Annotated in this window: 18 protein-coding genes, 2 tRNA genes, 1 other RNA gene and 1 pseudogene; 11 read left to right on the forward strand and 11 right to left on the reverse strand. The window is 70.6% G+C overall.

The features are described 5' to 3' along the window. Nucleotides 1–85: 85 nt before the first annotated feature. The gene (locus tag ACFY1E_RS09180; RefSeq protein ID WP_389073192.1) at nt 86–1,867 is read right to left on the reverse strand and encodes an RICIN domain-containing protein; all 1,782 of its coding nucleotides are present in this window, start codon (nt 1,865–1,867) and stop codon (nt 86–88) included. A 323-nt stretch (nt 1,868–2,190) separates the two neighbouring features. Between ACFY1E_RS09180 and ACFY1E_RS09185 the strand changes: the two genes are divergently transcribed. Further along, nucleotides 2,191–2,652, forward strand: coding sequence for a hypothetical protein (locus tag ACFY1E_RS09185; protein ID WP_389073194.1), 462 nt, complete (start codon nt 2,191–2,193; stop codon nt 2,650–2,652). A gap of 48 nt (nt 2,653–2,700) precedes the next feature. Here ACFY1E_RS09185 and ACFY1E_RS09190 read toward each other — a convergent pair whose 3' ends face one another. Then, a complete protein-coding gene (locus ACFY1E_RS09190; RefSeq protein WP_389073196.1) occupies nt 2,701–2,916 on the reverse strand; it encodes a hypothetical protein in 216 nt (71 codons plus the stop codon). 28 nt (nt 2,917–2,944) lie between these two features. Here ACFY1E_RS09190 and ACFY1E_RS09195 point away from each other — a divergent pair, with 28 nt between their 5' ends. Next, the gene (locus ACFY1E_RS09195; protein WP_389073199.1) at nt 2,945–3,085 is read left to right on the forward strand and encodes a hypothetical protein; all 141 of its coding nucleotides are present in this window, start codon (nt 2,945–2,947) and stop codon (nt 3,083–3,085) included. A 249-nt stretch (nt 3,086–3,334) separates the two neighbouring features. Here ACFY1E_RS09195 and ACFY1E_RS09200 read toward each other — a convergent pair whose 3' ends face one another. Both ACFY1E_RS09200 and ACFY1E_RS09205 read right to left on the reverse strand, forming a co-directional pair. Continuing rightward, nucleotides 3,335–3,760: a PIN domain-containing protein gene (locus ACFY1E_RS09200; protein WP_389073201.1), complete on the reverse strand. Its 426-nt coding sequence runs from the start codon at nt 3,758–3,760 to the stop codon at nt 3,335–3,337. Further along, nucleotides 3,757–4,035: a CopG family transcriptional regulator gene (locus ACFY1E_RS09205; RefSeq protein WP_356029913.1), complete on the reverse strand. Its 279-nt coding sequence runs from the start codon at nt 4,033–4,035 to the stop codon at nt 3,757–3,759. The genes ACFY1E_RS09200 and ACFY1E_RS09205 overlap by 4 nt, the downstream gene beginning before the upstream one ends. Nucleotides 4,036–4,270: 235 nt before the next feature. Between ACFY1E_RS09205 and ACFY1E_RS09210 the strand changes: the two genes are divergently transcribed. Beyond that, nucleotides 4,271–4,990: a hypothetical protein gene (locus tag ACFY1E_RS09210; RefSeq protein WP_389073204.1), complete on the forward strand. Its 720-nt coding sequence runs from the start codon at nt 4,271–4,273 to the stop codon at nt 4,988–4,990. Next, nucleotides 4,987–5,247 carry a DNA-binding protein gene (locus ACFY1E_RS09215; RefSeq protein ID WP_356029915.1) on the forward strand — a complete coding sequence of 87 codons (261 nt, stop codon included), beginning with the start codon at nt 4,987–4,989 and terminating at the stop codon, nt 5,245–5,247. Before ACFY1E_RS09210 ends, ACFY1E_RS09215 begins: the two co-directional genes overlap by 4 nt. Before the next feature lie 367 nt (nt 5,248–5,614). On the opposite strand, the gene ACFY1E_RS09220 is transcribed toward ACFY1E_RS09215, so the two are convergent. After that, nucleotides 5,615–5,699: transfer RNA gene (locus ACFY1E_RS09220), tRNA-Ser, on the reverse strand. A gap of 73 nt (nt 5,700–5,772) precedes the next feature. Here ACFY1E_RS09220 and ffs point away from each other — a divergent pair. Both ffs and ACFY1E_RS09230 read left to right on the forward strand, forming a co-directional pair. Next, nucleotides 5,773–5,869, forward strand: an RNA gene (gene ffs / locus ACFY1E_RS09225) — signal recognition particle sRNA small type. Between the two features lie 23 nt (nt 5,870–5,892). Continuing rightward, entirely contained in the window at nt 5,893–6,429 is a 537-nt protein-coding gene (locus ACFY1E_RS09230) for a hypothetical protein (protein ID WP_389073206.1), read from the forward strand. Nucleotides 6,430–6,984: 555 nt separating this feature from the next. On the opposite strand, the pseudogene ACFY1E_RS09235 reads toward ACFY1E_RS09230, so the two are convergent. Continuing rightward, nucleotides 6,985–7,569 (reverse strand): annotated as a pseudogene (locus tag ACFY1E_RS09235) (histidine phosphatase family protein); the annotation flags it as partial. Between the two features lie 129 nt (nt 7,570–7,698). Between ACFY1E_RS09235 and ACFY1E_RS09240 the strand changes: the two are divergent. From ACFY1E_RS09240 to ACFY1E_RS09260, 5 genes are all read left to right on the forward strand, one after another. Continuing rightward, nucleotides 7,699–9,969 (forward strand): DNA polymerase III subunit gamma and tau, encoded by a 2,271-nt coding sequence (locus ACFY1E_RS09240; protein WP_389073207.1) that lies wholly within the window; start codon nt 7,699–7,701, stop codon nt 9,967–9,969. Nucleotides 9,970–10,178: 209 nt separating this feature from the next. Beyond that, nucleotides 10,179–11,432 carry a phosphoribosylamine--glycine ligase gene (gene purD, locus ACFY1E_RS09245; protein WP_389073210.1) on the forward strand — a complete coding sequence of 418 codons (1,254 nt, stop codon included), beginning with the start codon at nt 10,179–10,181 and terminating at the stop codon, nt 11,430–11,432. Between the two features lie 356 nt (nt 11,433–11,788). Then, nucleotides 11,789–13,600: a hypothetical protein gene (locus tag ACFY1E_RS09250; RefSeq protein WP_389073380.1), complete on the forward strand. Its 1,812-nt coding sequence runs from the start codon at nt 11,789–11,791 to the stop codon at nt 13,598–13,600. Nucleotides 13,601–13,812: 212 nt separating this feature from the next. Further along, nucleotides 13,813–15,312: a N,N-dimethylformamidase beta subunit family domain-containing protein gene (locus ACFY1E_RS09255; RefSeq protein ID WP_389073212.1), complete on the forward strand. Its 1,500-nt coding sequence runs from the start codon at nt 13,813–13,815 to the stop codon at nt 15,310–15,312. A gap of 108 nt (nt 15,313–15,420) precedes the next feature. Beyond that, nucleotides 15,421–16,320, forward strand: coding sequence for a phosphoribosylaminoimidazolesuccinocarboxamide synthase (locus ACFY1E_RS09260; RefSeq protein WP_389073214.1), 900 nt, complete (start codon nt 15,421–15,423; stop codon nt 16,318–16,320). 44 nt (nt 16,321–16,364) lie between these two features. On the opposite strand, the gene ACFY1E_RS09265 is transcribed toward ACFY1E_RS09260, so the two are convergent. From ACFY1E_RS09265 to ACFY1E_RS09285, 5 genes are all read right to left on the reverse strand, one after another. After that, nucleotides 16,365–16,437, reverse strand: a tRNA-Gly gene (locus ACFY1E_RS09265). Nucleotides 16,438–16,459: 22 nt separating this feature from the next. Then, complete coding sequence (locus ACFY1E_RS09270) at nt 16,460–17,074, reverse strand: response regulator transcription factor (RefSeq protein WP_365839374.1); 615 nt, start codon at nt 17,072–17,074, stop codon at nt 16,460–16,462. Continuing rightward, the gene (locus ACFY1E_RS09275) at nt 17,071–18,306 is read right to left on the reverse strand and encodes a sensor histidine kinase (protein WP_389073216.1); all 1,236 of its coding nucleotides are present in this window, start codon (nt 18,304–18,306) and stop codon (nt 17,071–17,073) included. The genes ACFY1E_RS09270 and ACFY1E_RS09275 overlap by 4 nt, the downstream gene beginning before the upstream one ends. 17 nt (nt 18,307–18,323) lie before the next feature. Next, nucleotides 18,324–19,103: an ABC transporter permease gene (locus tag ACFY1E_RS09280; protein WP_389073219.1), complete on the reverse strand. Its 780-nt coding sequence runs from the start codon at nt 19,101–19,103 to the stop codon at nt 18,324–18,326. Continuing rightward, nucleotides 19,100–20,038 carry an ABC transporter ATP-binding protein gene (locus ACFY1E_RS09285; protein ID WP_389073220.1) on the reverse strand — a complete coding sequence of 313 codons (939 nt, stop codon included), beginning with the start codon at nt 20,036–20,038 and terminating at the stop codon, nt 19,100–19,102. Before ACFY1E_RS09285 ends, ACFY1E_RS09280 begins: the two co-directional genes overlap by 4 nt. Nucleotides 20,039–20,153: the final 115 nt, after the last annotated feature.

Genomic DNA, 20,153 nt, shown 5'->3' on the forward strand with positions numbered 1-20,153 from the left:
GCGAAGATGACGAAGCGCCCCCATCGGGGAGATGGGGGCGCTTTCGTGCCTGTGCCTACCTTTGCTTACCTTCGCCTACGGTCGCCTACTTGAGTGCTGTGCCACCGGAGTTGTGGTAGGCGATGGTCTTGTTGATCAGGTTTCCGCCGTCGGACTCGACCGTGGTCTGTTCCTGCTGCCCCGGACCGAAGAACAGGCCGGCGACATGGGCGTTCGCCACCTGGTCCATGTGTGAGAAGAGCCAGTCGACCTTGTCGTCCTTGTAATGGTTGAGGGTGTTGTTCTGCGCCATGTTGCCCACGGGGATCTGCCACAGAACGACCGGCTTGCCCACGGACTCGGCCATCGTCTTGTAGAACTGCAGCGCGGCGGCGGCCTTCTGGTCGGTCCAGAAGTGGTCACTGCCGCCGTGGGCGGGCTGTGCGTACCAGCCCGCGTCACGGTCCGACACATCGGTGGCCAGGAAGTCGGCGTTCTTCGCGCCGAAGCTCTCGTAGGACTTGACGCAAGCCTGCGTGTTGGTCTGCCAGTCGAAGCAGGAGAGGTGCATCCCCGCCTCGGCGTTCGGCGCGTACTTGTGCGCCATCGAGATCAGGCACTGGGCGAGCCCGGTGGCGCTGTTCTCCTGCGATCCGCAGTCCGTCGGATTCGCGCTCTTCACCTGTGCGGGAACCTGGTGCGGATCGCCGAGCGAGCGGACGTAGCCCCAGAAGTCGGGCTCGAGGTCGATCGCGGCCTGCGTCTTGCCGATCTTCTGGAGGAAGAAGCGGTAGTCGTTCAGGTAGCGGGTGAGCAGGTCGGTCCGGTTGATGGCCTTGACCTCCCCCGGACCGTCGCCCTCGCCCGCCGCATCGCCGAGGTCGCGCAACGAGTACCAGGTCCACAGCATCTTCTGCGGGCGCGAGCTGCCCTTGTACGTCGCCTGGGACACCACGTCGTCCCGCCAGGTCACGTACGTGCCGGGTGCCGTGGTGCTGCCGTTCCAGCAGCCCCACCACCCTGACCAATCGTCGTGGCATTTCGCCGCCGTGTAGTAGTCAGACGAGGGCGCGGGCTGGCTGTGCACATAGGCGTACCGCACGTCGAACGGCGCGGCGGCCGCCGAGGCGTCGGACATCGAGCCGCCGATGAGCACCGTGCTGCTGCCCATGAAACGCTTCGTCGAGCTGCTGTTGGTGGCGGTCGGAGACGGCGTCGACGACGGGTGCGAGCTGCTCGGAGCCGGGCTGGTGGGAACGCTGCTGCTCGGCGCGGTGGGCGTACCGGAGCTGCCGACGCTCCCGGCCGGGACGAGTTGCCACTGCTGAGTGGCGCCGCCCCGGTCGCGGTTCTGGACGACACCGCTCCCGTCGGTCCTGGCGGCGTTGTGGACGTCGACAGCCATTCCGCTGAAGCGATTGACCAACCGCACGTAGCCGTTCGACGACTTGGCCAGTTTGAACTGCTGGTTGGTGCCGTTCAGGTCTTTCCACTGCACGAGGGCGGAGCCGGCGGTCTTCGACCAACCGAGGTCGTCCAGCACCTTGCCGGAGTTCCGGTTCTGCAGCCGGTAGTACCCGTCACCCGCGTCGATGAACCGCCACTGCTGGTTGGGGCCGCCATGACGGCTCCACTGCACCACCGCCGCGCCGTCGTTCTTGGCGGAGCCGCGGTCGTCCAGCACCTTGCCGCTGTTGCGGTTGACGAGTACGTACCACTTCTTCAGATCCAGGGTTTTCTGCTCCGCGGAAGCCTGGCTGACCACGACAGCCGAGCCGGCCACGACCACCGTGGCGAGACCCGCCCACAGACCCCGACGCGCGAGCAACCGACGGCCACGGTGCTTCGGGCGGCCACCGCGAACGCCGCCGTCGGTGCGGGACGCCATCGATGACGTGGGTGGGCCGGGGACATGTCTGTGCTCTCGTTCCAGGGACACGCCTGTGCTCTCTTTCAGCCGTTGCATCGGACCGGACCACTTGGCCGGACAACACTCAGTGGTTCGAGAGGCCGAAAAGGTTGCCGCGAAGAGCCACAGATTTTTTTCGCCTTGACCGTCTGACGCCGTGAGGCCGCCCCGAAACAGAACCCACCGGCAACACACGGCAGGCACCGCCCAGTTCGACGCCCGAGACCGCTGCAGCCTGCCCGCAGAGGTACCCCGCCCCAGGGACGCTGGCATGGTTCCGGCACGAGGGGGATCATTCGCACGTGGATGACGTGCGAGACGGCACTGTTGGTGTGTGGCGGGTCGGCTGGTCTGGCCGGCTGATGGGCTACGTGCTGGCTGTCGGCCCGGCGTGCGGGGCGCTGTCCGCCTGGCTGGGCGTGCTCTCCCATCCGGACCCGCATTCCGCGGGCTCCGCGGGGATCGCCACTGCCGTCGCGCTGGGGTTCGCCCTGTTCGCTTGGTGGGGGCTCCTTCGCGTGCGCCTGGAAGTCAAGACGGACCTGATCGTCATGGTGAATCCCTGGGGCACTCAACGTCTGCCGTGGTCGCGTGTCAGCGCGGTGAGCCTCGGCAATTGGGGTGCGCAGTTCCACACCACGGACGGGTTCACGTATACGGCGTACGCCCTGAGTGATCTAGCAGGCGGCACTCGGCAGGACGAGCGGTTCGCCGATCTGCGGCGGATCGTCGACGCCCAACTCCGCAGTGGACCACCGCTTTAGGAGTTGTCACGACCGGCCGTTGGCGTCGCGGGCGGCTGTGTCGCGTCGCTACGACGAGGCATTCGTGTCCCTGCGGCCGGCGAGCCGGCGCCCGGCCACCCAGAGATTGATCACAAGCAGCGCCCCACCCGCGATGGGCCAGCCCACGGATCCACCGTCACGGTACGTGTCAATGCCTACCACCAGCAGGATGACGCCGATCACCGGGCCCATCAGGTCCATCACGGCGTCCAAACGATCTGCGATCTTCGACAGGTCAGCCACGGCTTGATCGTGCCAGGACCCGGACGTCGTGGTCGACGCGATCATGGGCTGGGAGCCCGGGGAAGCGGCCCGCATGCGCGCTCGCTACATGCACGGCACCGGATCTTTGCTGCGCAAGGTCGCCCAGCACGTCGGCGACGCCCTCTGGGGGCCTCCGAAGAAGAACTGAGACGGACAACGTCGAAGGGCCCCACCGCGAACGGTGGGGCCCTTCGACATCGTGCCCGGTGAGGCACTGGCGGAGGATACGAGATTCGAACTCGTGAGGGGTTGCCCCCAACACGCTTTCCAAATGTTCGTCTGATGGTTCGAGGCCGCTCGGGGGCGTCCTGACCTGCGGCGGGAGTGGGGCATTGGGTGGCGGTGGACCGTGCTGGACGGGGATGAATGAGACCAGAACTGAGACCAGGGCGTCGGGTCATACCTTCTTGACGACGATGGTGTCCGGGAGGAGCTTCTCCAGGTCGTCCACGTCCGAGGTGAAGACGGTGACCTGCCCCTTCTGCTGGCGTGCGATGACAGCCAGCACGGCATCGATCGCGTACTTGTGACCGTGCAGCTTGGCGTCAGCCAGGAGGCGCCGGGCCTGGCGTGCCTCGTCCTTTCCGATGTCGGCGACCTTCAACCGGGAGAGCACCCAGTCCCAGCGCTGTTCGGTTGTTCTGCCGTCGTACGCCTCGACCAGCGTCAGCGGGGACGTCACCACCTCGGCTTCACCCCGGGCCGCGAGGTCGAGCCAGGCGATCATCTTCCGGTCGCCGCGCACGGCCAGGGACAGGGCTTCGCAGTCGAGCACGAAGACGCGCAGTGGCCGCTGGCTGTGCTCACCGGCGCGCTTCTTCACGCGGCCTCTCCGGCGTTGTGTCCTCCGGTGGTGCGGCGGCGCTCGTGCTCGGCGTCGAGATCTTCCAGTTCCGCGAGTGCTGCCGCGTGCTCGTCCTCGGTAACCGGGCCGTGTTCCTCCTGCAGCCAGTCGACCAGCTCCAGCAGCCGGTCCCGATCGCGCTTGAATCGCAGTGCTTCGGCTACATACGCCGAAAGTCCCCGCTCAGCCGCGTCGGCGCGGATCTCGTCGAGGAGATCTTCGGGGATCGTCACAGTGACTTTTTTCGTCGCCATACAGGAGACCATACTCCTGGTGCAAGCGCCCTTACCAGGGTCGCTGAACCAGTCAGGTTCGGAATGCGGATGGTTGACCCAGGAGTCTTCCCCGCGGTTGATCGCTGGGTCACGTCGCTTCACTCGGTCACCCCGTGTCGTTCACTCCCGCCAGCGCATGCGGCGGCTGGTGCGGATAGTTGCCCTTCGAGGCGGTGAGCCTCCTGCCGTCGACGGAACCACAAGAGGAGGGGCCGTGTCCCTGCTGCCTTCGGCAGACATCTTCAGGTCGATCGAGCTAAAGGTTTCGCAGTTGCTCAGCAGACAGTTGGTCTGTCCGCATACACCCGGGGAGAGGTGTTCGGTGGGTGAGCACCTCACGCTCTCGGAGGCGAAGGCTGCAGCGGCGCGCGATGCCACTGACGTTGCTCTTCGCGATGCGCTGTGGCGGTGCGTAGGCCGCGATGCCCGTAGCGACCTGCCGAACTTGGCTCAACGTAGCCAGTTGCTCGCGCTGTATTTCGTCATCCCCTACCTCCGGAAGTCGGCCGGGAGAGTGTCGAGGAGGCTCTGCGTCGATGTCGCCGAGGTGAGGTCGGCCATGGTGTTCGGTGCGTTGTACGGTCTGGCGCTGGCCGTCGAAGGTGACGATGTCCGTGACGAGGTCGTCCGATCTGCCCATGCGGCCGGGTGGGCGGTGGAACGGGCTGATCCGGCCGAGCGTACGACGGATCCGCACAGCCTTGTCGACCGCGCGAGCCGATTTGATGACGGCTACTCGCCCATCCGCAACGAGTCGGACATCAGGGTGGTCGACGAGATGGACCCTTTGTTGTGGGAGCGCCTCAGCGGCGAACGCATGGGCGCTACCTTGCACCGCCTTGGACTCTTGGACGAGTTCCTCGCCTCGGGCCCGCATCAGGTGCCCGAGGGTGAGTCCGGTGAACTCGACGGACCGCAGAGGGAAGCGGAGTGAGCCCGAGCACAAGGCGACTGTCGCAGTGGCTGGCCGAGCCAGTGCCCCTACGCAAGGTGGCAGATCTCCTCGGGGTCGATGCATCGAAGGCGTCTGGACTGGTGAGGGCGGACCGCTTTCCCTGCCGTGTCACGAAGGTGAAGGGAAAGTACGTGGCCTTTCCCGCCGATGTGATGGCGGCCATGGGAATCGATGATCCGATCGTGCGGATCGGCGACCTGCTGGCCGGAGCTGAGTTCGCGAGGCGATGGGACTGAGGACCGGTCGCCGGAGTCTGAGTGCAACGTCAGAGGGCCGGGCCCGCGCAAACGGCCCGGCCCTCTCGGCCAGCGCGCGACATGGAATGGGCTGGTAGGGCGGACGTGGATGGCCAGTGCACTCGTCGAGCGGCTCCGTCCTGCGGCACAGGTGTGCTGGCGGTGCTCGGTGGCCGTCATATCGCCTCCGTGGCTCCTTTGAGCGGCATTGCGACCGCGGCTCGCCGGAGCGGCGTAGCGGGGGTGTCGAGCGAGAAGAATGACCTGACTGCCGGAAATAAATGAGACCAAAACCGAGACCAGGGCACACCGAGGACCCCGGCCGCTAAGCGGTCCGGGGTCCTCGTTTCGCCTGTTCAGGCGGCTGCGGAGGATACGAGATTCGAACTCGTGAGGGGTTGCCCCCAACACGCTTTCCAAGCGTGCGCCCTAGGCCTCTAGGCGAATCCTCCGCCGGAAACATTACATGACGTCGGAGGGTGCTAGCGAACTCGTTCGGGCGTCCGGCGATCGGGTAAGGTGGGGCTCAGCCCCTCACGCGGCGCTATCTGACTGAACTCCCCCAGGGCCGGAAGGCAGCAAGGGTAGGTCGGCTCTGGCGGGTGCGTGGGGGGTCTTGTGTTTTCCGGGGGACAGATCGCGACGGTGGGCGCGGAGGAAGGTCCGCTCGTCGACGTAGACCGCGAGGAAGAAGACGAGCGCGACGCCCAGGCCGATGACCGAGGGATGGCGGCCGGTCGTGGGGGCGAGGACCGCGGTCATGGCGAGCCACAGGAAGACGTTGGGCGTGTTCTGCGTGATGAACATGTCGCGGCCGAGGCCGCTGCCGTGCGGGCGCAGCCTGAGGAAGAGCGCTGTGAGCATCCGGAGGGCCGTCAGGGCCGCGGCGGTGACGGCGGTCGTCAGCAGCAGGTGGGTGACGAGCGCTGCCGTGAGGCCCGTCGGCGGGGTCAGCGCGAACGTGGCCAGGCCCGCCAGGGGGATCAGGGCGAGGCCGCCCAGCCAGTTCCAGTTGGTGCTCAGGGCGCCCGCGCGGATCGGGTCGCGCCGGCGCAGCGCCTGGGCGCACGCGCCGGGCAGGACGAGGGCGGCGAGCAGTACGGCCGCATAGGTGAGCAGCGCCGGTTCGAGGGTGGTGAGCGTATGGGCCTGCGCCACGCCCCCCGGCAGCATGACCGGTAGCGCCAGACCCGCCAGCAGCAGCACCGGGAGGGCCAGGGAGGCGGCCACCGTGTGGCGTACGGCGAAGAAGTAGTCGCCTCCCCAGAGGAGGGAGAGAGTGGGTACGACCAGGGCCGGGGGGAGCAGGAGGAAGAGGCCGGCGAGTTGCAGGGGGAGGGAGTGGCCCGCCCAGAGCAGGACCAGGCCCAGCGTCAGGCGGGGCAGGAGCAGGGGCCAGGCCGTGTGGAGGCTGGCGAGCGGGCGGCGGAGGGTGCGCGGGTTGACGCGGAGCATGGCGAAGAAGGAGCCGACCGAGAGCAGGGCCGTCAGTGTCACCGTGAACACTAAGGCAGGCACCTGTACACCCAGGGCGAGCTGGGCGACCGTCCCCGCCAGGGCCGCCGCGGCGACCAGCAGCGGGAGGCGGATCTCCACGATCTCGCCGAGGTCGTTCAGCAGGCCGGCCGCCGCCGGAGCCGCGACAGCGCGGCGCAGGTCCTCCTCGGAGAGCGGGCGGGCGTTGGGGATCTTGAAGTCGCGGTAGGACTCGGGGCGGGCGCCCGCGACGATCAGCGCGAACATCTCCACGATGTACTTGTGGGCGACGACCAGGACGGTGCGGCCCGCGCGGGAGGCGGGCAGGAGCACCTCGTCGTAGTACGAGGCCACGCGCGCGTACATCTCGCTCCAGGCCTCGCCACCGGGCGGCCGTCCGGTCGGGGAGTGGAACGCCTCGGTGTAGCCGGCGAAGCCGATGGTCTTCTTCACCAGGCTCTTGTTGCGGCCGCTGTAGACACCGAAGTCGCGTTCTATGAGGGCCTCGTCGATGGTGACCCGGTCAGGGGGTTCGGGCAGCCGGTCGATGATCGTCCGGGCGGTCTCCTGGGCGCGGCGGAGGGTGGAGGTGTGCACTTCGTCTATGCGTATACCGCCGGCCGCGAGGGCGGCGACCCGTTCGGCCGCCTGCTCGGCCTGGCGGAGGCCGAGCGTGGTGAGCGGGGCGTCCAGCCGTCCGGCGAACCGGTTCTGCTCGTTCGCCTGGGACTCGCCATGACGAATGAAGTAAAGGGGCATGAGTGTCCTTGCGAGGTGTGGGGGGTGTGGGGGGTGTGGGGAGAGGGGCGGCAGGGGCACTGTGCGTTTGCTGTTGTACTTGAGCATTCAACTTAAACGTGAGGGCTGTTCGGTTTCTGCGAAACGGCAGTCAAAAGACGCTTGTGTTTCGTCGGGCCGCCCGTCGCGGCAGCCGGGCGGCCCGCGTTGTCAGTGGGCGCCTATAACCTCGTATGCGTGTCGTCTCTCGCGCTGTACCGCCGCTATCGCCCGGAGTCGTTCGCCGAGGTCATCGGGCAGGAGCATGTAACCGACCCGCTGCAGCAGGCGCTGCGCAACAACCGGGTCAATCACGCGTACCTGTTCAGCGGGCCGCGCGGCTGCGGCAAGACGACGAGCGCACGCATCCTGGCCCGCTGCCTGAACTGCGAACAGGGACCCACGCCCACGCCCTGCGGGGAGTGCCAGTCCTGTCGCGACCTGGCGCGCAACGGACCGGGCTCCATCGACGTCATCGAGATCGACGCCGCTTCGCACGGTGGTGTGGACGACGCGCGTGAACTGCGTGAGAAGGCCTTCTTCGGGCCCGCGGCCAGTCGGTACAAGATCTACATCATCGACGAGGCCCACATGGTCACGTCGGCCGGTTTCAACGCGCTGCTGAAGGTCGTCGAGGAGCCCCCGGAGCACCTCAAGTTCATCTTCGCCACCACCGAGCCCGAGAAGGTCATCGGGACGATCCGCTCGCGGACGCACCACTACCCGTTCCGTCTCGTGCCGCCGGGGACGCTGCGCGACTACCTCGGCGAGGTGTGCGGCAAGGAGAACATCCCGGTCGAGGACGGCGTGCTGCCCCTGGTCGTCCGGGCCGGTCAGGGTTCCGTGCGTGACTCCATGTCCGTCATGGACCAGCTGCTCGCGGGGGCGAGGGAGGAAGGTGTGACGTATGCCATGGCGACGTCCCTCCTCGGCTACACCGACGGTTCGCTCCTCGACTCCGTCGTCGAGGCCTTCGCGACCGGTGACGGGGCCGCCGCCTTCGAGGTCGTCGACCGCATCATCGAGGGCGGCAACGACCCGCGCCGCTTCGTCGCCGACCTGCTGGAGCGACTGCGCGACCTGGTGATCCTCGCCGCCGTGCCGGACGCCGCGGAGAAGGGGCTCATCGACGCCCCGGCCGATGTCGTCGAGCGCATGCAGGCCCAGGCGGGCACCTTCGGCGCCGCCGAGCTCAGCCGCGCCGCCGACCTGGTCAACGAGGGCCTGACCGAGATGCGCGGCGCCAACTCGCCCCGCCTCCAGCTCGAACTGATCTGCGCGCGCGTGCTGCTGCCGGCCGCGTACGGAGACGAGCGTTCGGTGATGGCCCGCCTCGACCGGATCGAGCGGGGCGTGAACTTCTCCGCGGGCGGCGGGGCACCGGCCATGGGCTATGTGCCGGGGCCCGAGGCGCACGGGGGGCCGATGCCCGGGGCCGTCGGCGGTCCGGCAGGCGGCCCGGTTCCGCCGGGCGGCGGCCCCGCTGCGGCTCGGGCGGCGGTACGGAATTCGGGAGCGCCATCGGCAGGCATGCCGACCGCTGGTGCCGGTGCCGGCACAGCCGCGCCGGCCGGCCCGGCAGCACCTGCAGCCCCCGCGCCCCCCACCACCGCCGCACAGCCTGCCGCCCCGGTCGCCTCACCGCCGCCCTCTGCCCCGGCCTCCCCTGCCCCGACCCCGGCCACCCCCGCCCCCGCCTCTGCTCCCGGAGCCTGGCCCACCGCGGCCCCCGCGGGCGGCGGCCGACGCCCCGGCGGCTGGCCCACGGCAACCCCGGCAGGCGGGCAGCCCCCGGCCACGCCCAGCGCGCCGGCTGCTTCCGCACCCGCGCCCACGCCCGCCCCGCAAGCGGCGGCACCCGTCCCCGCCTCCTCCTACGCGCCCCCGAGCGGCGGCCCGGACCCCCGCATGCTCTGGCCGAACATCCTGGAGGCCGTCAAGAACCGCCGCCGCTTCACCTGGATCCTGCTCAGCCAGAACGCCCAGGTGGCCGGCTTCGACGGCACGACCCTCCAGCTCGGCTTCGTCAACGCGGGCGCCCGCGACAACTTCGCCGGCAGCGGCAGCGAGGACGTACTGCGCCAGGCGCTGGCCGAGCAGTTCAACGTGCAGTGGAAGATCGAGGCGATCGTCGACCCGTCCGGCGGCTCGGCCCCGCCGCCCGCCCCTTCCAACGGCTCCTACGGCGGAGGTGGCTACGGCAGCACCGGCACCGGCACGCCCCCACAGCGCCCGGCGACGCCTCCGCCCCCCACCTCACCCGCGCCCACATCACCGCCCCCGACGGCCCAGTCCACCCCCGCACCCACCCCCCAGCCCAGGGCTCCGGAACCCCCGCCCCCGGTCTCCCCCGAGGACGACATCCCCGAGGACGACGACCCCGACCTCAACGAATCGGCTCTCTCCGGCCACGAACTGATCGTGCGCGAGCTGGGGGCAACGGTCGTGGAGGAGTTCACGAACGAGTAGGCCGCACGGCCTTGCCGTGGCCGCCGGTCACGGCACTCCAGCCCGTCCGGTGTTTGAGGACGAGGCCGTTCAGGCCGAAAGCGGGGGTCCAGGGGCGGCAGCCCCGAGGTCCGGCAACCCCACCACCCGGCACTGCTTGGAGGAACGTACAGCTCACCGTCCCCCTCCCACTCGGCACGCCGCACAAAACCCCCGTTAGGCTGACCCCCGTGAAGGTCCTCGTCATCGGCACCGGCGCCCGCGAACACGCCCTGTGCCGCTCCCTGTCCCTCGACCCCGACGTCACCGCGCTGCACTGCGCCCCAGGCAACGCCGGCATCGCCGAGGTCGCCGAGCTGCACCAGGTCGACGCCCTGAACGGCAAGGCCGTCGCCGCGCTGGCCACCGAACTCGGCGCCGACCTCGTGGTCGTGGGCCCGGAGGCACCCCTCGTCGCCGGGGTCGCCGACGCGGTGCGCGAGGCGGGCATCCCGGTCTTCGGCCCCTCCCAGGAGGCAGCGCAGCTCGAGGGCTCGAAGGCCTTCGCGAAGGACGTCATGGCGGGAGCGGGCGTGCCCACCGCACGCTCGTACGTCTGCACGACCCCGGAAGAGGTCGACGAGGCACTCGACGCCTTCGGTGCCCCGTACGTCGTCAAGGACGACGGCCTCGCCGCCGGAAAGGGCGTCGTCGTCACCGCCGACATCGAGGCGGCGAGGGCGCACGCCAACTCCTGCGAGCGTGTGGTCATCGAGGAGTTCCTGGACGGCCCCGAGGTCTCCCTCTTCGCCGTCACCGACGGCGAGACGGTCGTCCCGCTGCAGCCCGCCCAGGACTTCAAGCGCGCGCTCGACGGGGACGAGGGTCCGAACACCGGCGGCATGGGCGCGTACTCGCCGCTGCCGTGGGCCGACCCGAAGCTGGTCGAGGAGATCCTGCAGACGGTCCTGCAGCCGACCGTCGACGAGATGCGCCGCCGCGGCATCCCGTTCTCGGGTCTCCTCTACGCCGGTCTCGCGATCACCTCGCGGGGCGTCCGGGTCATCGAGTTCAACGCCCGCTTCGGCGACCCAGAGACCCAGGTGGTGCTGGCCCGTCTGAAGACCCCGCTGGCCGGCGTCCTGCTCGCCGCCGCGAACGGCACCCTCCAGGACCTGCCGCCCCTGCGCTGGAGCGAGGACGCCGCGGTCACCGTGGTCGTCGCCTCGCACAACTACCCCGGCACCCCCCGCACCGGCGACCCGATCACCGGCCTCGACGAGGTGGCCGCCCAGGACGCCCCGCACGCGTACGTCCTGCACGCCGGCACGAAGCAGGACGGTGACACGGTGGTCAGCGCCGGCGGCCGCGTGCTGTCCGTCACGGCGACCGGCAAGGACCTCACCGAGGCCCGCGACCGCGCGTACCGGGCCGTCTCCCGCATCCACCTCGACGGCTCCCAGCACCGCACGGACATTGCGGCGAAGGCGGCGCAGAACGCCTGATCCCACCGCGGCGTCCACACCCGCCGACCAACCCGTCGGGCCCCGAATCCGTCTAAGGATTCGGGGCCCGACGCGTTCGCGGCGGGGCTCCGGATCGGGTTCGGGACCAGAGGCCTGATCCTTGCTTTCCGTCATCCACCTCTCCCCAAAGCCATTCCATCGAGTGACCGATACCCCATCCGGCTGACGTGGGCCGAGGCCCCAACTAGGGTGCGGCGCAAGCGGTCCGGCACTTGGCCCACCGGCATTGCGATGTCAGTGGCGGGTGCCACAGTGGGGGAGTGAGCAACGCCAGGACAGCCGCGCAGCCAGGACAGCTTGGGAGGGGGTGAGGACCGGCCGTGACCGGTACCGGCATGGGTGTGGAAGCGGGCGCGCAGGCCGCGCGCGCGAGGGCCCTCGCCGTGCTGCGCATCCGCAGCAGGGCGCTGGCCGTGGCGGTGCTGCCCGCGGCGGTCTCCGTGATCCTGCTGGCCGGCGGTTCCACGGACCACCTGGTGGGCCCGTTCTGGCACGCCGCCCGCTGGGCCATGACCCCCCTCGCCGTCCTCGTCCTGCTCGCCGCGGGCGCCATCGCCCTGGTCGTCGCCCGCGCCCGCCCGGCCGTCAGCCCGACGGTCCCGATCGCCGAGGAGTCCGCCCCGGACCTGTACCGGATGGTGCGCGACCTCGCCGACCGGCTCGACGTCCCCGCCCCCTCGGCGATAGCGCTCACCCCGGACTGCGACAGCTGGCTGGAGGACCGCACCCACCCGGCGCACGGCCCGCCCCCCGCTGCGGGACGGGACGAGATAGCGGGCATGCGGGGCGGCCACCGGCGCACGGCCGCCGCACCGGTCCTGGTCATCGGCTCCCCCTTCCTGTGGTGGATGCGCGTCGGCGAACTGCGCGCGGTCCTCGCTCCGGTCGTCGCCGGCACGGGGCCCTCCGCCCATCCGGACATAGCAGCGGCCCGCCGCTTCGTACGGGGTCTGGACGCGGCGGTGGCCGTCGGCTCGACCCCCGGCCGCTGCCCCCTGACCCGCGGGGTGTGCGCGAGCATCGGCTGGGTGGCCCGCCTGCTGCTGCGCAGCTGCCGGGAGCATGCGGCGCAGATGGAGCGAGGCGTGGCGGCCGCGGCCTCCGAGCGTGCACAGGCTGTGGACTACGGCCTCAGGATCGTCGCCCAGGAACAGGTGGGCCTGGCCTACGCCGGCTGGGACCGCCTGCTGACCCGCGTCGCGCTGCCCGCCTGGCGGATGGGCCGCTGGCCCTCCCGCCTGGACGCGGGAGTGGTGGCGGCCCTCACCGAACTCTCCCGTCGCGACCGTCTGGCCGAGGGCTTCGCCTCCCGTCTCGGTGAGCGCCCCGCCTGCGACCTGCTGGAAGAGCCCGGTGCGGTGGACGGTGCGGCCTCACTCCTCGCCGCCCGCCTCTTCCACGGCGGTCCCGCCGAGTCCGGCCCCGACTGGGCGCCGGTCGACTGGGACGAGTACCCGGAGGAGGTCGTGGACCGCAAATGGCGCACCGACGCGGCCCGCCTCCACCGGGTCCTCGACACCCTGGGCGTCAGCCACACCCCCGACCCCGGCACCCCGCCCGCCGACGGCCCCACCCTCTCCAGAATCCTCGACCACCTGTCGAGCCCACATCTCCCCGTGAAAGACCCGGCAGTCGCCGACGGCGAGACCCACCCACAGGGACCACCCGCACTCGACGACGAAAGCAGCACGGGCCGTGCGGGTGGGAACACCCGGGCCGAAGGCGGAGCCGAGGCCGAAGAACCCGAGCCGGAAAACGAACGCACGGCCACCCTCGCCGCAGGCCTCACCGCCGAACTGGCCCGCGAGGAAGCCACAGCCGCCACCCCCACGGAGCGAACCGCCCCCGACGCCGCCTTCTGGGACGAAGCCACGCTCCCGCTCTTCCCGCTCCAACCACCGAGAACGGCCCGCGAGTTGCTCGCGGACCACGTCACCGCGATGGTCTGCTGCGCCGCCATGGACACCGCGGGAGCCACCCCCGGCCTCGACTGGCTCGACGGCCCGTCCCTCCTCATCAAGGGCGAACGGGCCACGGACCTGACCCCCCGCGTCCTCAGCCTCGTCGAGGACGGCGACCCGGCTCCCCTGCGGGCCTGGCTTCTCGAATCCGGCATACGCCCGGAGAAGCCCGTCCGGCTTGTGTGACGGTCACCGGTTCCGGAACCTCGCATTCCACTTTCGGCCAATTCGCAACGAATAGTGACCACATGGGTGCGCAATGTGATGTGCTGGGACCGATCGAGCACATGGCAAGGGCTTGCGGCACAAGCCAGGTACGCCAGGGCCACAAGCCGGGCACGCCACACCATGCGACAGGCACACCACGCGACCGCGGGGATCGAGGGAGGGGAGCGACCATGGGGCAGGAGCAGATCCGCCGCTGGGAATCCGGGGCGCTGGCGCATGCCGTGACCGACCCCTTCGGCCAGGGCCCGCTGCCCTGGCTCCGCGGCAGCGAGACGTACTTCGACGACACGGGCCAGGTGGTCCCCTGGTATGTGGACGCCCCCCAGCAGTCGTCGGGCGACTCCCCGGACACCCCCCGCGTCCCGGCCCCGCGAGCCTCCGGCGGCCCCCGCTCCGCGGACGACGTCCACCGCCAGATCAAGGGCTTCATCTCCACCGGCGCGGTCGCCCCCGGTGAGGCCGTCGACTTCCACATCACGGTCGACCCGCCCCAGGAGTTCAGCGTCGACATCTACCGCATCGGCCACTACGGAGGCGACGGCGCAGCCAAGATCACCACCAGCCCCCGTCTCTCCGGCATCGTCCAGCCCCCGCCGCTGGCCGCGGACCGCACGGTCTCCTGCCACCACTGGTGGCTCTCCTGGCGCCTGCAGATCCCGAGCTACTGGAGCATCGGCGCCTACGTCGCCGTACTCACCACCCTCGACGGCTACCGCTCCCACATCCCCTTCACGGTCCGCGACAAGCACCCCGCGGACCTGCTCCTGCTGCTGCCGGACGTCACCTGGCAGGCGTACAACCTCTACCCGGAGGACGGCCGCACGGGGGCGAGTCTCTACCACGCCTGGGACGAGCAGGGCCGTCTGCTGGGCGAGTCCGACGCGGCGACCACGGTCTCCTTCGACCGGCCGTACGCCGGAGCCGGCCTCCCCCTGCACGTCGGCCACGCCTACGACTTCATCCGCTGGGCCGAGCGCTACGGCTACGACCTCGCCTACGCCGACGCCCGCGACCTGCACGCGGGGCACGTGGACCCCACCCGCTACCGAGGCCTGGTCTTCCCGGGACACGACGAGTACTGGTCGGCCGGCATGCGCCGCACCGTCGAACTCGCCCGCGAGCACGGCACGTCCCTCGTCTTCCTCTCCGCCAACACCATGTACTGGCAGGTCGAGTTGGGCCCGTCCCCGTCCGGCGTCCCCGACCGCCTGCTGACCTGCCGCAAGCGCAAGGGCCCGGGCCGGCCCGTCCTGTGGCGCGAGATCGACCGCCCCGAGCAGCAACTGGTCGGCATCCAGTACGCGGGCCGGGTCCCCGACCCCCACCCCCTGGTCGTCCGCAACGCCGACCACTGGCTGTGGGAGGCGACCGGTGCCCATGAGGGCGACGAGATCGAAGGGCTGGTCGCGGGCGAGGCGGACCGCTACTTCCCGCGCACCCCGCTCCCGGAGCACGAGGAGCGCATCCTGCTCGCCCACTCCCCGTACACCGACTCCGAGGGCGTCCTCCGCCACCAGGAGACGTCTCTCTACCGCGCCCCTTCCGGCGCTCTGGTCTTCGCCTCGGGGACCTTCGCCTGGTCCCCGGCCCTGGACCGTCCGGGCCACGTCGACACACGCGTCCAGCGCGCCACGGCCAACCTCCTGGACCGCATCTGCAAACGTGACTGAACTCACGTAAGCCCACGTCACCGCGTCTTTCGAACCCACCCCACTCCAGGGGCGACCCCCGGCATACGGGAGAATCGACCCCATTGGACAGAACCACGGGGAGGAACCGTGTCCGGATTCGTAGAAAAGCCCGAGCCGATCCAGGTTCCGGGCCTGGTTCATCTCCACACCGGCAAGGTGCGCGAGCTGTACCAGAACGAGGCCGGCGACCTCGTCATGGTCGCCAGCGACCGCATCTCCGCCTACGACTGGGTGCTGCCGACCGAGATCCCCGACAAGGGCCGCGTCCTCACCCAGCTCTCCCTGTGGTGGTTCGACCAGATCGCCGATCTGATCCCCAACCACGTGATCGGCACCGACCTGCCCGCCGGCGCCCCCGCCGACTGGGCCGGCCGCACCCTCGTCTGCAAGTCGCTGCAGATGGTCCCGGTGGAGGCCGTCGCCCGCGGCTACCTCACCGGCTCGGGCCTGCTGGAGTACAACGAGTCCCGCACGGTCTGCGGCCTCGCCCTTCCCGAGGGCCTGGTCGACGGCAGCGAACTCCCCGCGCCGATCTTCACCCCGGCCACCAAGGCCGAGGTCGGCGAGCACGACGAGAACGTCTCCTACGAGGAGGTCGCCCGCCGGGTCGGCGCGGACACCGCCGCCCGACTGCGCCAGGCCACCCTCGCCGTCTACGGCCGGGGCCGGGACATCGCCCGGGACCGCGGCATCATCCTCGCGGACACCAAGTTCGAGTTCGGCTTCGACGGCGAGACCCTGGTCCTCGCGGACGAGATCCTCACCCCGGACTCCTCCCGCTTCTGGCCGGCCGACCAGTGGCAGCCGGGCCGCGCCCAGCCGTCGTACGACAAGCAGTTCGTGCGCGACTGGCTGACCTCGCCGGAGTCCGGCTGGGACCGCAGGAGCGAGCAGCCCCCGCCGCCGCTGCCGCAGGAGGTCGTGGACGCGACCCGGGCGAAGTACATCGAGGCGTACGAGCGCCTGACGGGCACGAGCTGGTCGTAACGCGAAAGGCCCCCGGTGAGAACCGGGGGCCTTTGCCGAAACAGAGCGAACGACGAGGTTCGAACTCGCGACCTCAACCTTGGCAAGGTTGCGCTCTACCAACTGAGCTACGTTCGCATGCGCCGTGGCGCGAGAACCACTATACCCAACCCCGCTCCCGCGCGAGCCGCACCGCCGTATGACGGTTCTCGGCTCCGAGCTTGGAGACGGCCGACGACAGGTAGTTCCGTACCGTCCCCTGCGACAGCGCGGCCCGCTCGGCGATCTCCGCGACGGGCGCCCCGTCGGCGGCGAGCTCCAGCACCTCGGCCTCCCGCGCGGTCAGCGGCGAGTCCCCGGAGGCGATCGCATCGGCGGCCAACTCGGGGTCCACATAACGGTTCCCGGCGTGCACGGTCCGGATGATCTCCGCGAGCCGCTGCGCGCTGACCGTCTTCGGAACGAACCCCCGCACACCCGCCGCAAGCGCCCGCTTCAGATGCCCGGGCCGCCCGTGGCTGGTGACGATCAGCACCTGGCAGCCGGGCAATTCGGACCGCAGGGATGTGGCGACCTTCACACCGTCGGCGCCCGGCATCTGGAGATCGAGCACGGCCACGTCCGGCTCGTGAGCCCGCGCCATCGCCAGCGCCTCGGGACCGGACGCGGCCTCCGCCACGACCACGAGATCGTCCTCCAGGGCGAGCAGCGCGGCGAGCGCCCCCCGGATCAGATGCTCGTCGTCGGCGAGCAGGAGCCGTACGGCCGCGGTCATGCCATGACCTCTTCCACACTCAGCGGCACCTCGGCCGTCACCCGGAACACATCCGCCCCCACCCGGCCCGCCTTCAGCGTCCCGCCCACCGCCGACAACCGCTCCCGCAGCCCGGCCAGTCCGGACCCGCCGCCACCGGCGGAATCGGAGGCCCCGTCGTTCTCCACGGTCAGCACCACGCATCCCTCACCGGTCCGCAGCGCTATGTCACATCGCACCGCGTCCCCGTGGCGCAGCACGTTCGTCGTCGCTTCCCGCACCACCCACCCGAGCACCGACTGGACCCCGACCTCAAGCCCACCGGCCTCCCCGCTCACCTCGCAGCGGATCCCGGCTGCGCTCAACACGCCCTGTGCACCCGCGAGTTCGACCCCGAGGTCGGCTCCCCGATACCCCCGTACGACATCCCGGACCTCCCGTTGCGACTCCTGCGCGATCCGCTGGACCTCGATCATCTGCTCCACCGCCTCGGCCCGCCCGCGCCGCGCCAGCTGCACGGCCAGCTCGCTCTTCAGGGCGATCACGGCGAGATTCCGCCCCATCACGTCGTGCAGATCCCGCCCGAACCGCAGCCGTTCCTCGGCGACGGCGAGCCGTGCCTCGACCTCCCGGGCCCGTTCCGCCTCCCAGAGCACCGACAGTGTCCAGGCCCCGCAGCGGCAGGCGAGCAGCGAGAAGAGCGTCCCGAAGCCGGTCAGGACCCCGATCATGACGATCCCGGCGGGGTCCGGATCGGTCCAGGCGAACGCGAACATCAGCACCCCGGCGAGCACGGCGGACCTGAGTACGAACACCTGTATGGACACGACCAGCCCGTACAGCAGCCCGAAGGGCAGCAGCGCGGCACCGACGACCAGCCTGATCGTCACCGCGTCGGCTCCGCCCAGCGCGGCAAGGGCCAAGGTCAGGGCCAGTGCGAGAGCCATCAGGACGGCGGAGGGGCGCAGGGCGCGGGCCGGGAGTTCGGCGCGGCCCAGGTAGTGGTCGAGCACGGGCCGGGTGAGCCGGTTGGCCTCCACGCACTGCAGCGCGCTCACCAGGAGAAGCAGGCCCGCGACGACCGTCGGCGCGGGCCGCCGCTCGAGTCCGCCCACCAGCGGCAGTGCCAGCCAGGACAGGGAGAAGACCCAGGTCGTGATGTACCAGGTCACCAGGGTCTGCAGTTCGACCCGCTCGGCCTTGCTCCGCTCCCGCCAGTACCGCCGCTGCCACCCCCGTATCAGCCCGAACATCACCGCTCCCCCGTCTGTCAGCGTCGAGGTTCCCAGCGGAACCACCGCCGTACAGCAAACACCGCGAGCACGGTCCAGGCCAGGGCGGTCGCCACGGCGCCCAGTGCCTCGTACCCGCTCAGTTCTCCGGTCCAGCCGCCCCGGACCAGCCGTATCGCGGGGGAGAGCGGCAGCAGTTCGCACACGGAGCGCAGCCGGTCCGGCAGGACCTCCGCGGGGATCGCGATGCCCGAGCCCATCATCGACACCAGCACCAGCGGCATCGCGGTGACCTGGGCGCTCTCCGCGGTCCTGGTGAAAGAGGCGGTCAGCGCACCGAGCGCGGCACACAGCACCAGGCCCGACAGCACGCCCAGGACGGTGAGATACGGAGCTCGGGGCACCCCCGCGTCAAGCAGCACGGCGCAGCCGACGGAGAGCACGACGGACTGCGCCAGGCCGATGCAGACGGCGGGCAGGGCGGTGCCGGTCAGGATCTCCACGTCGTCGAGTTCACCGGTGCGCAGCCGCTTGAGGACCAGTTCCTCGCGGCGGGCGACATAGGCACTCACCAGGGACGTGTACACGGCGAACAGGAAGGAGAACCCGACCGCGGCCGTCAGCGTCACCGTGCCGATGCTCAGCCCCTGCGCCTTCAGGTCGACCCGGTCGACCGCGGGCCGCACGCTGAACGGCAGCGCCAGCGGCATGAGCAGTGCCGTGAGCACCGCACCGCGATTGCGCCCGAGCAGAGTCAGCTCGGCCCGCGCCAGCGCCCGCAGCCGCCGCCCGACCGGAGCAAGAGCCACCGCGTTCACGCCGCCACCGCCCTGTCCCGCGCGATCCCCAGGAACGCCTCCTCCAGCGAGGCCGACCGCACGTCCAGCCCCCGCAGCTCCACCCGGGCCCCCTCGGCCCACACCAGCAGCGCGGTGGCCGCCCGTTGCAACTCCCGCGTCCGCAGCCGTACGACGTTCCCGTCCACCTCGTGCCCGCACACCCCCAGCTCACCGAGCGGCGGCAGGTCCCCGAGGAAGTAGCCGTCGGGCAGCTGGAAGGAGATCCGTGAGGGCTGCGCGGCGGTCACCTCGGCCGGCGTCCCGGTCACCGCGACCCGCCCCTCGTGCAGAATCGCGATCCGGTCGGCGAGCCCCTCCGCCTCCTCCAGGTAGTGCGTGGTGAGCAGCACGGTGGTGCCGCCGTCGCGCAGCGCCCGTACCAACTCCCAGGTGTCCCGGCGCCCTTCGGCGTCGAGCCCGGTCGTGGGCTCGTCCAGGAACAGCACCTCGGGCCGGCCGAGCAGTGCGAGCGCCAGGTCCAGCCGCCGCCGCTCACCCCCGGACAACTGCTTCACCCGTACGTCGGCACGTTTCCGGAGGCCGACGAGTGCCAGCGCCTCGTCCTGGGGCCGTGCCCCGCTCACACACCCCGCCCACATCCGGGCGGTCTCCGCGACGGTCAGCTCGGACGGAAACCCGCCCTCCTGCAGCATCACCCCGACCCGAGGCCGAACGGCGGCCCGCTCCTCGTGGGGATCGTGGCCGAGCACCCGCACCCGGCCGCCGGCCGGCCGGGCGAGTCCCTCCAGCAGTTCGACCGTGGACGTCTTGCCCGCGCCGTTGGTGCCGAGCAGCGCGAAGATCTCGCCGCGGCGCACGGAGAAAGAGATTCCGCGCACCGCCTCGAACCCGCCCCCGTACACACGCCGCAGGTCAGTGACCTCAATCACGTGTTCGCGTTCGTTCGTGTCCATGACTTCAGCGTCCCGTCGACCGGGACCTGTCAGCAGTGCGCGCTGTCATCACTCGGCATGACAAATGTCAGACGGACGGCGGGGAGAGGCCTCGAACACGACGAAGGCCCCAGCC

The sequence above is a fragment of the Streptomyces sp. NPDC001604 genome, from assembly GCF_042893475.1.
In the GTDB taxonomy this organism is placed as follows: Bacteria; Actinomycetota; Actinomycetes; order Streptomycetales; family Streptomycetaceae; genus Streptomyces.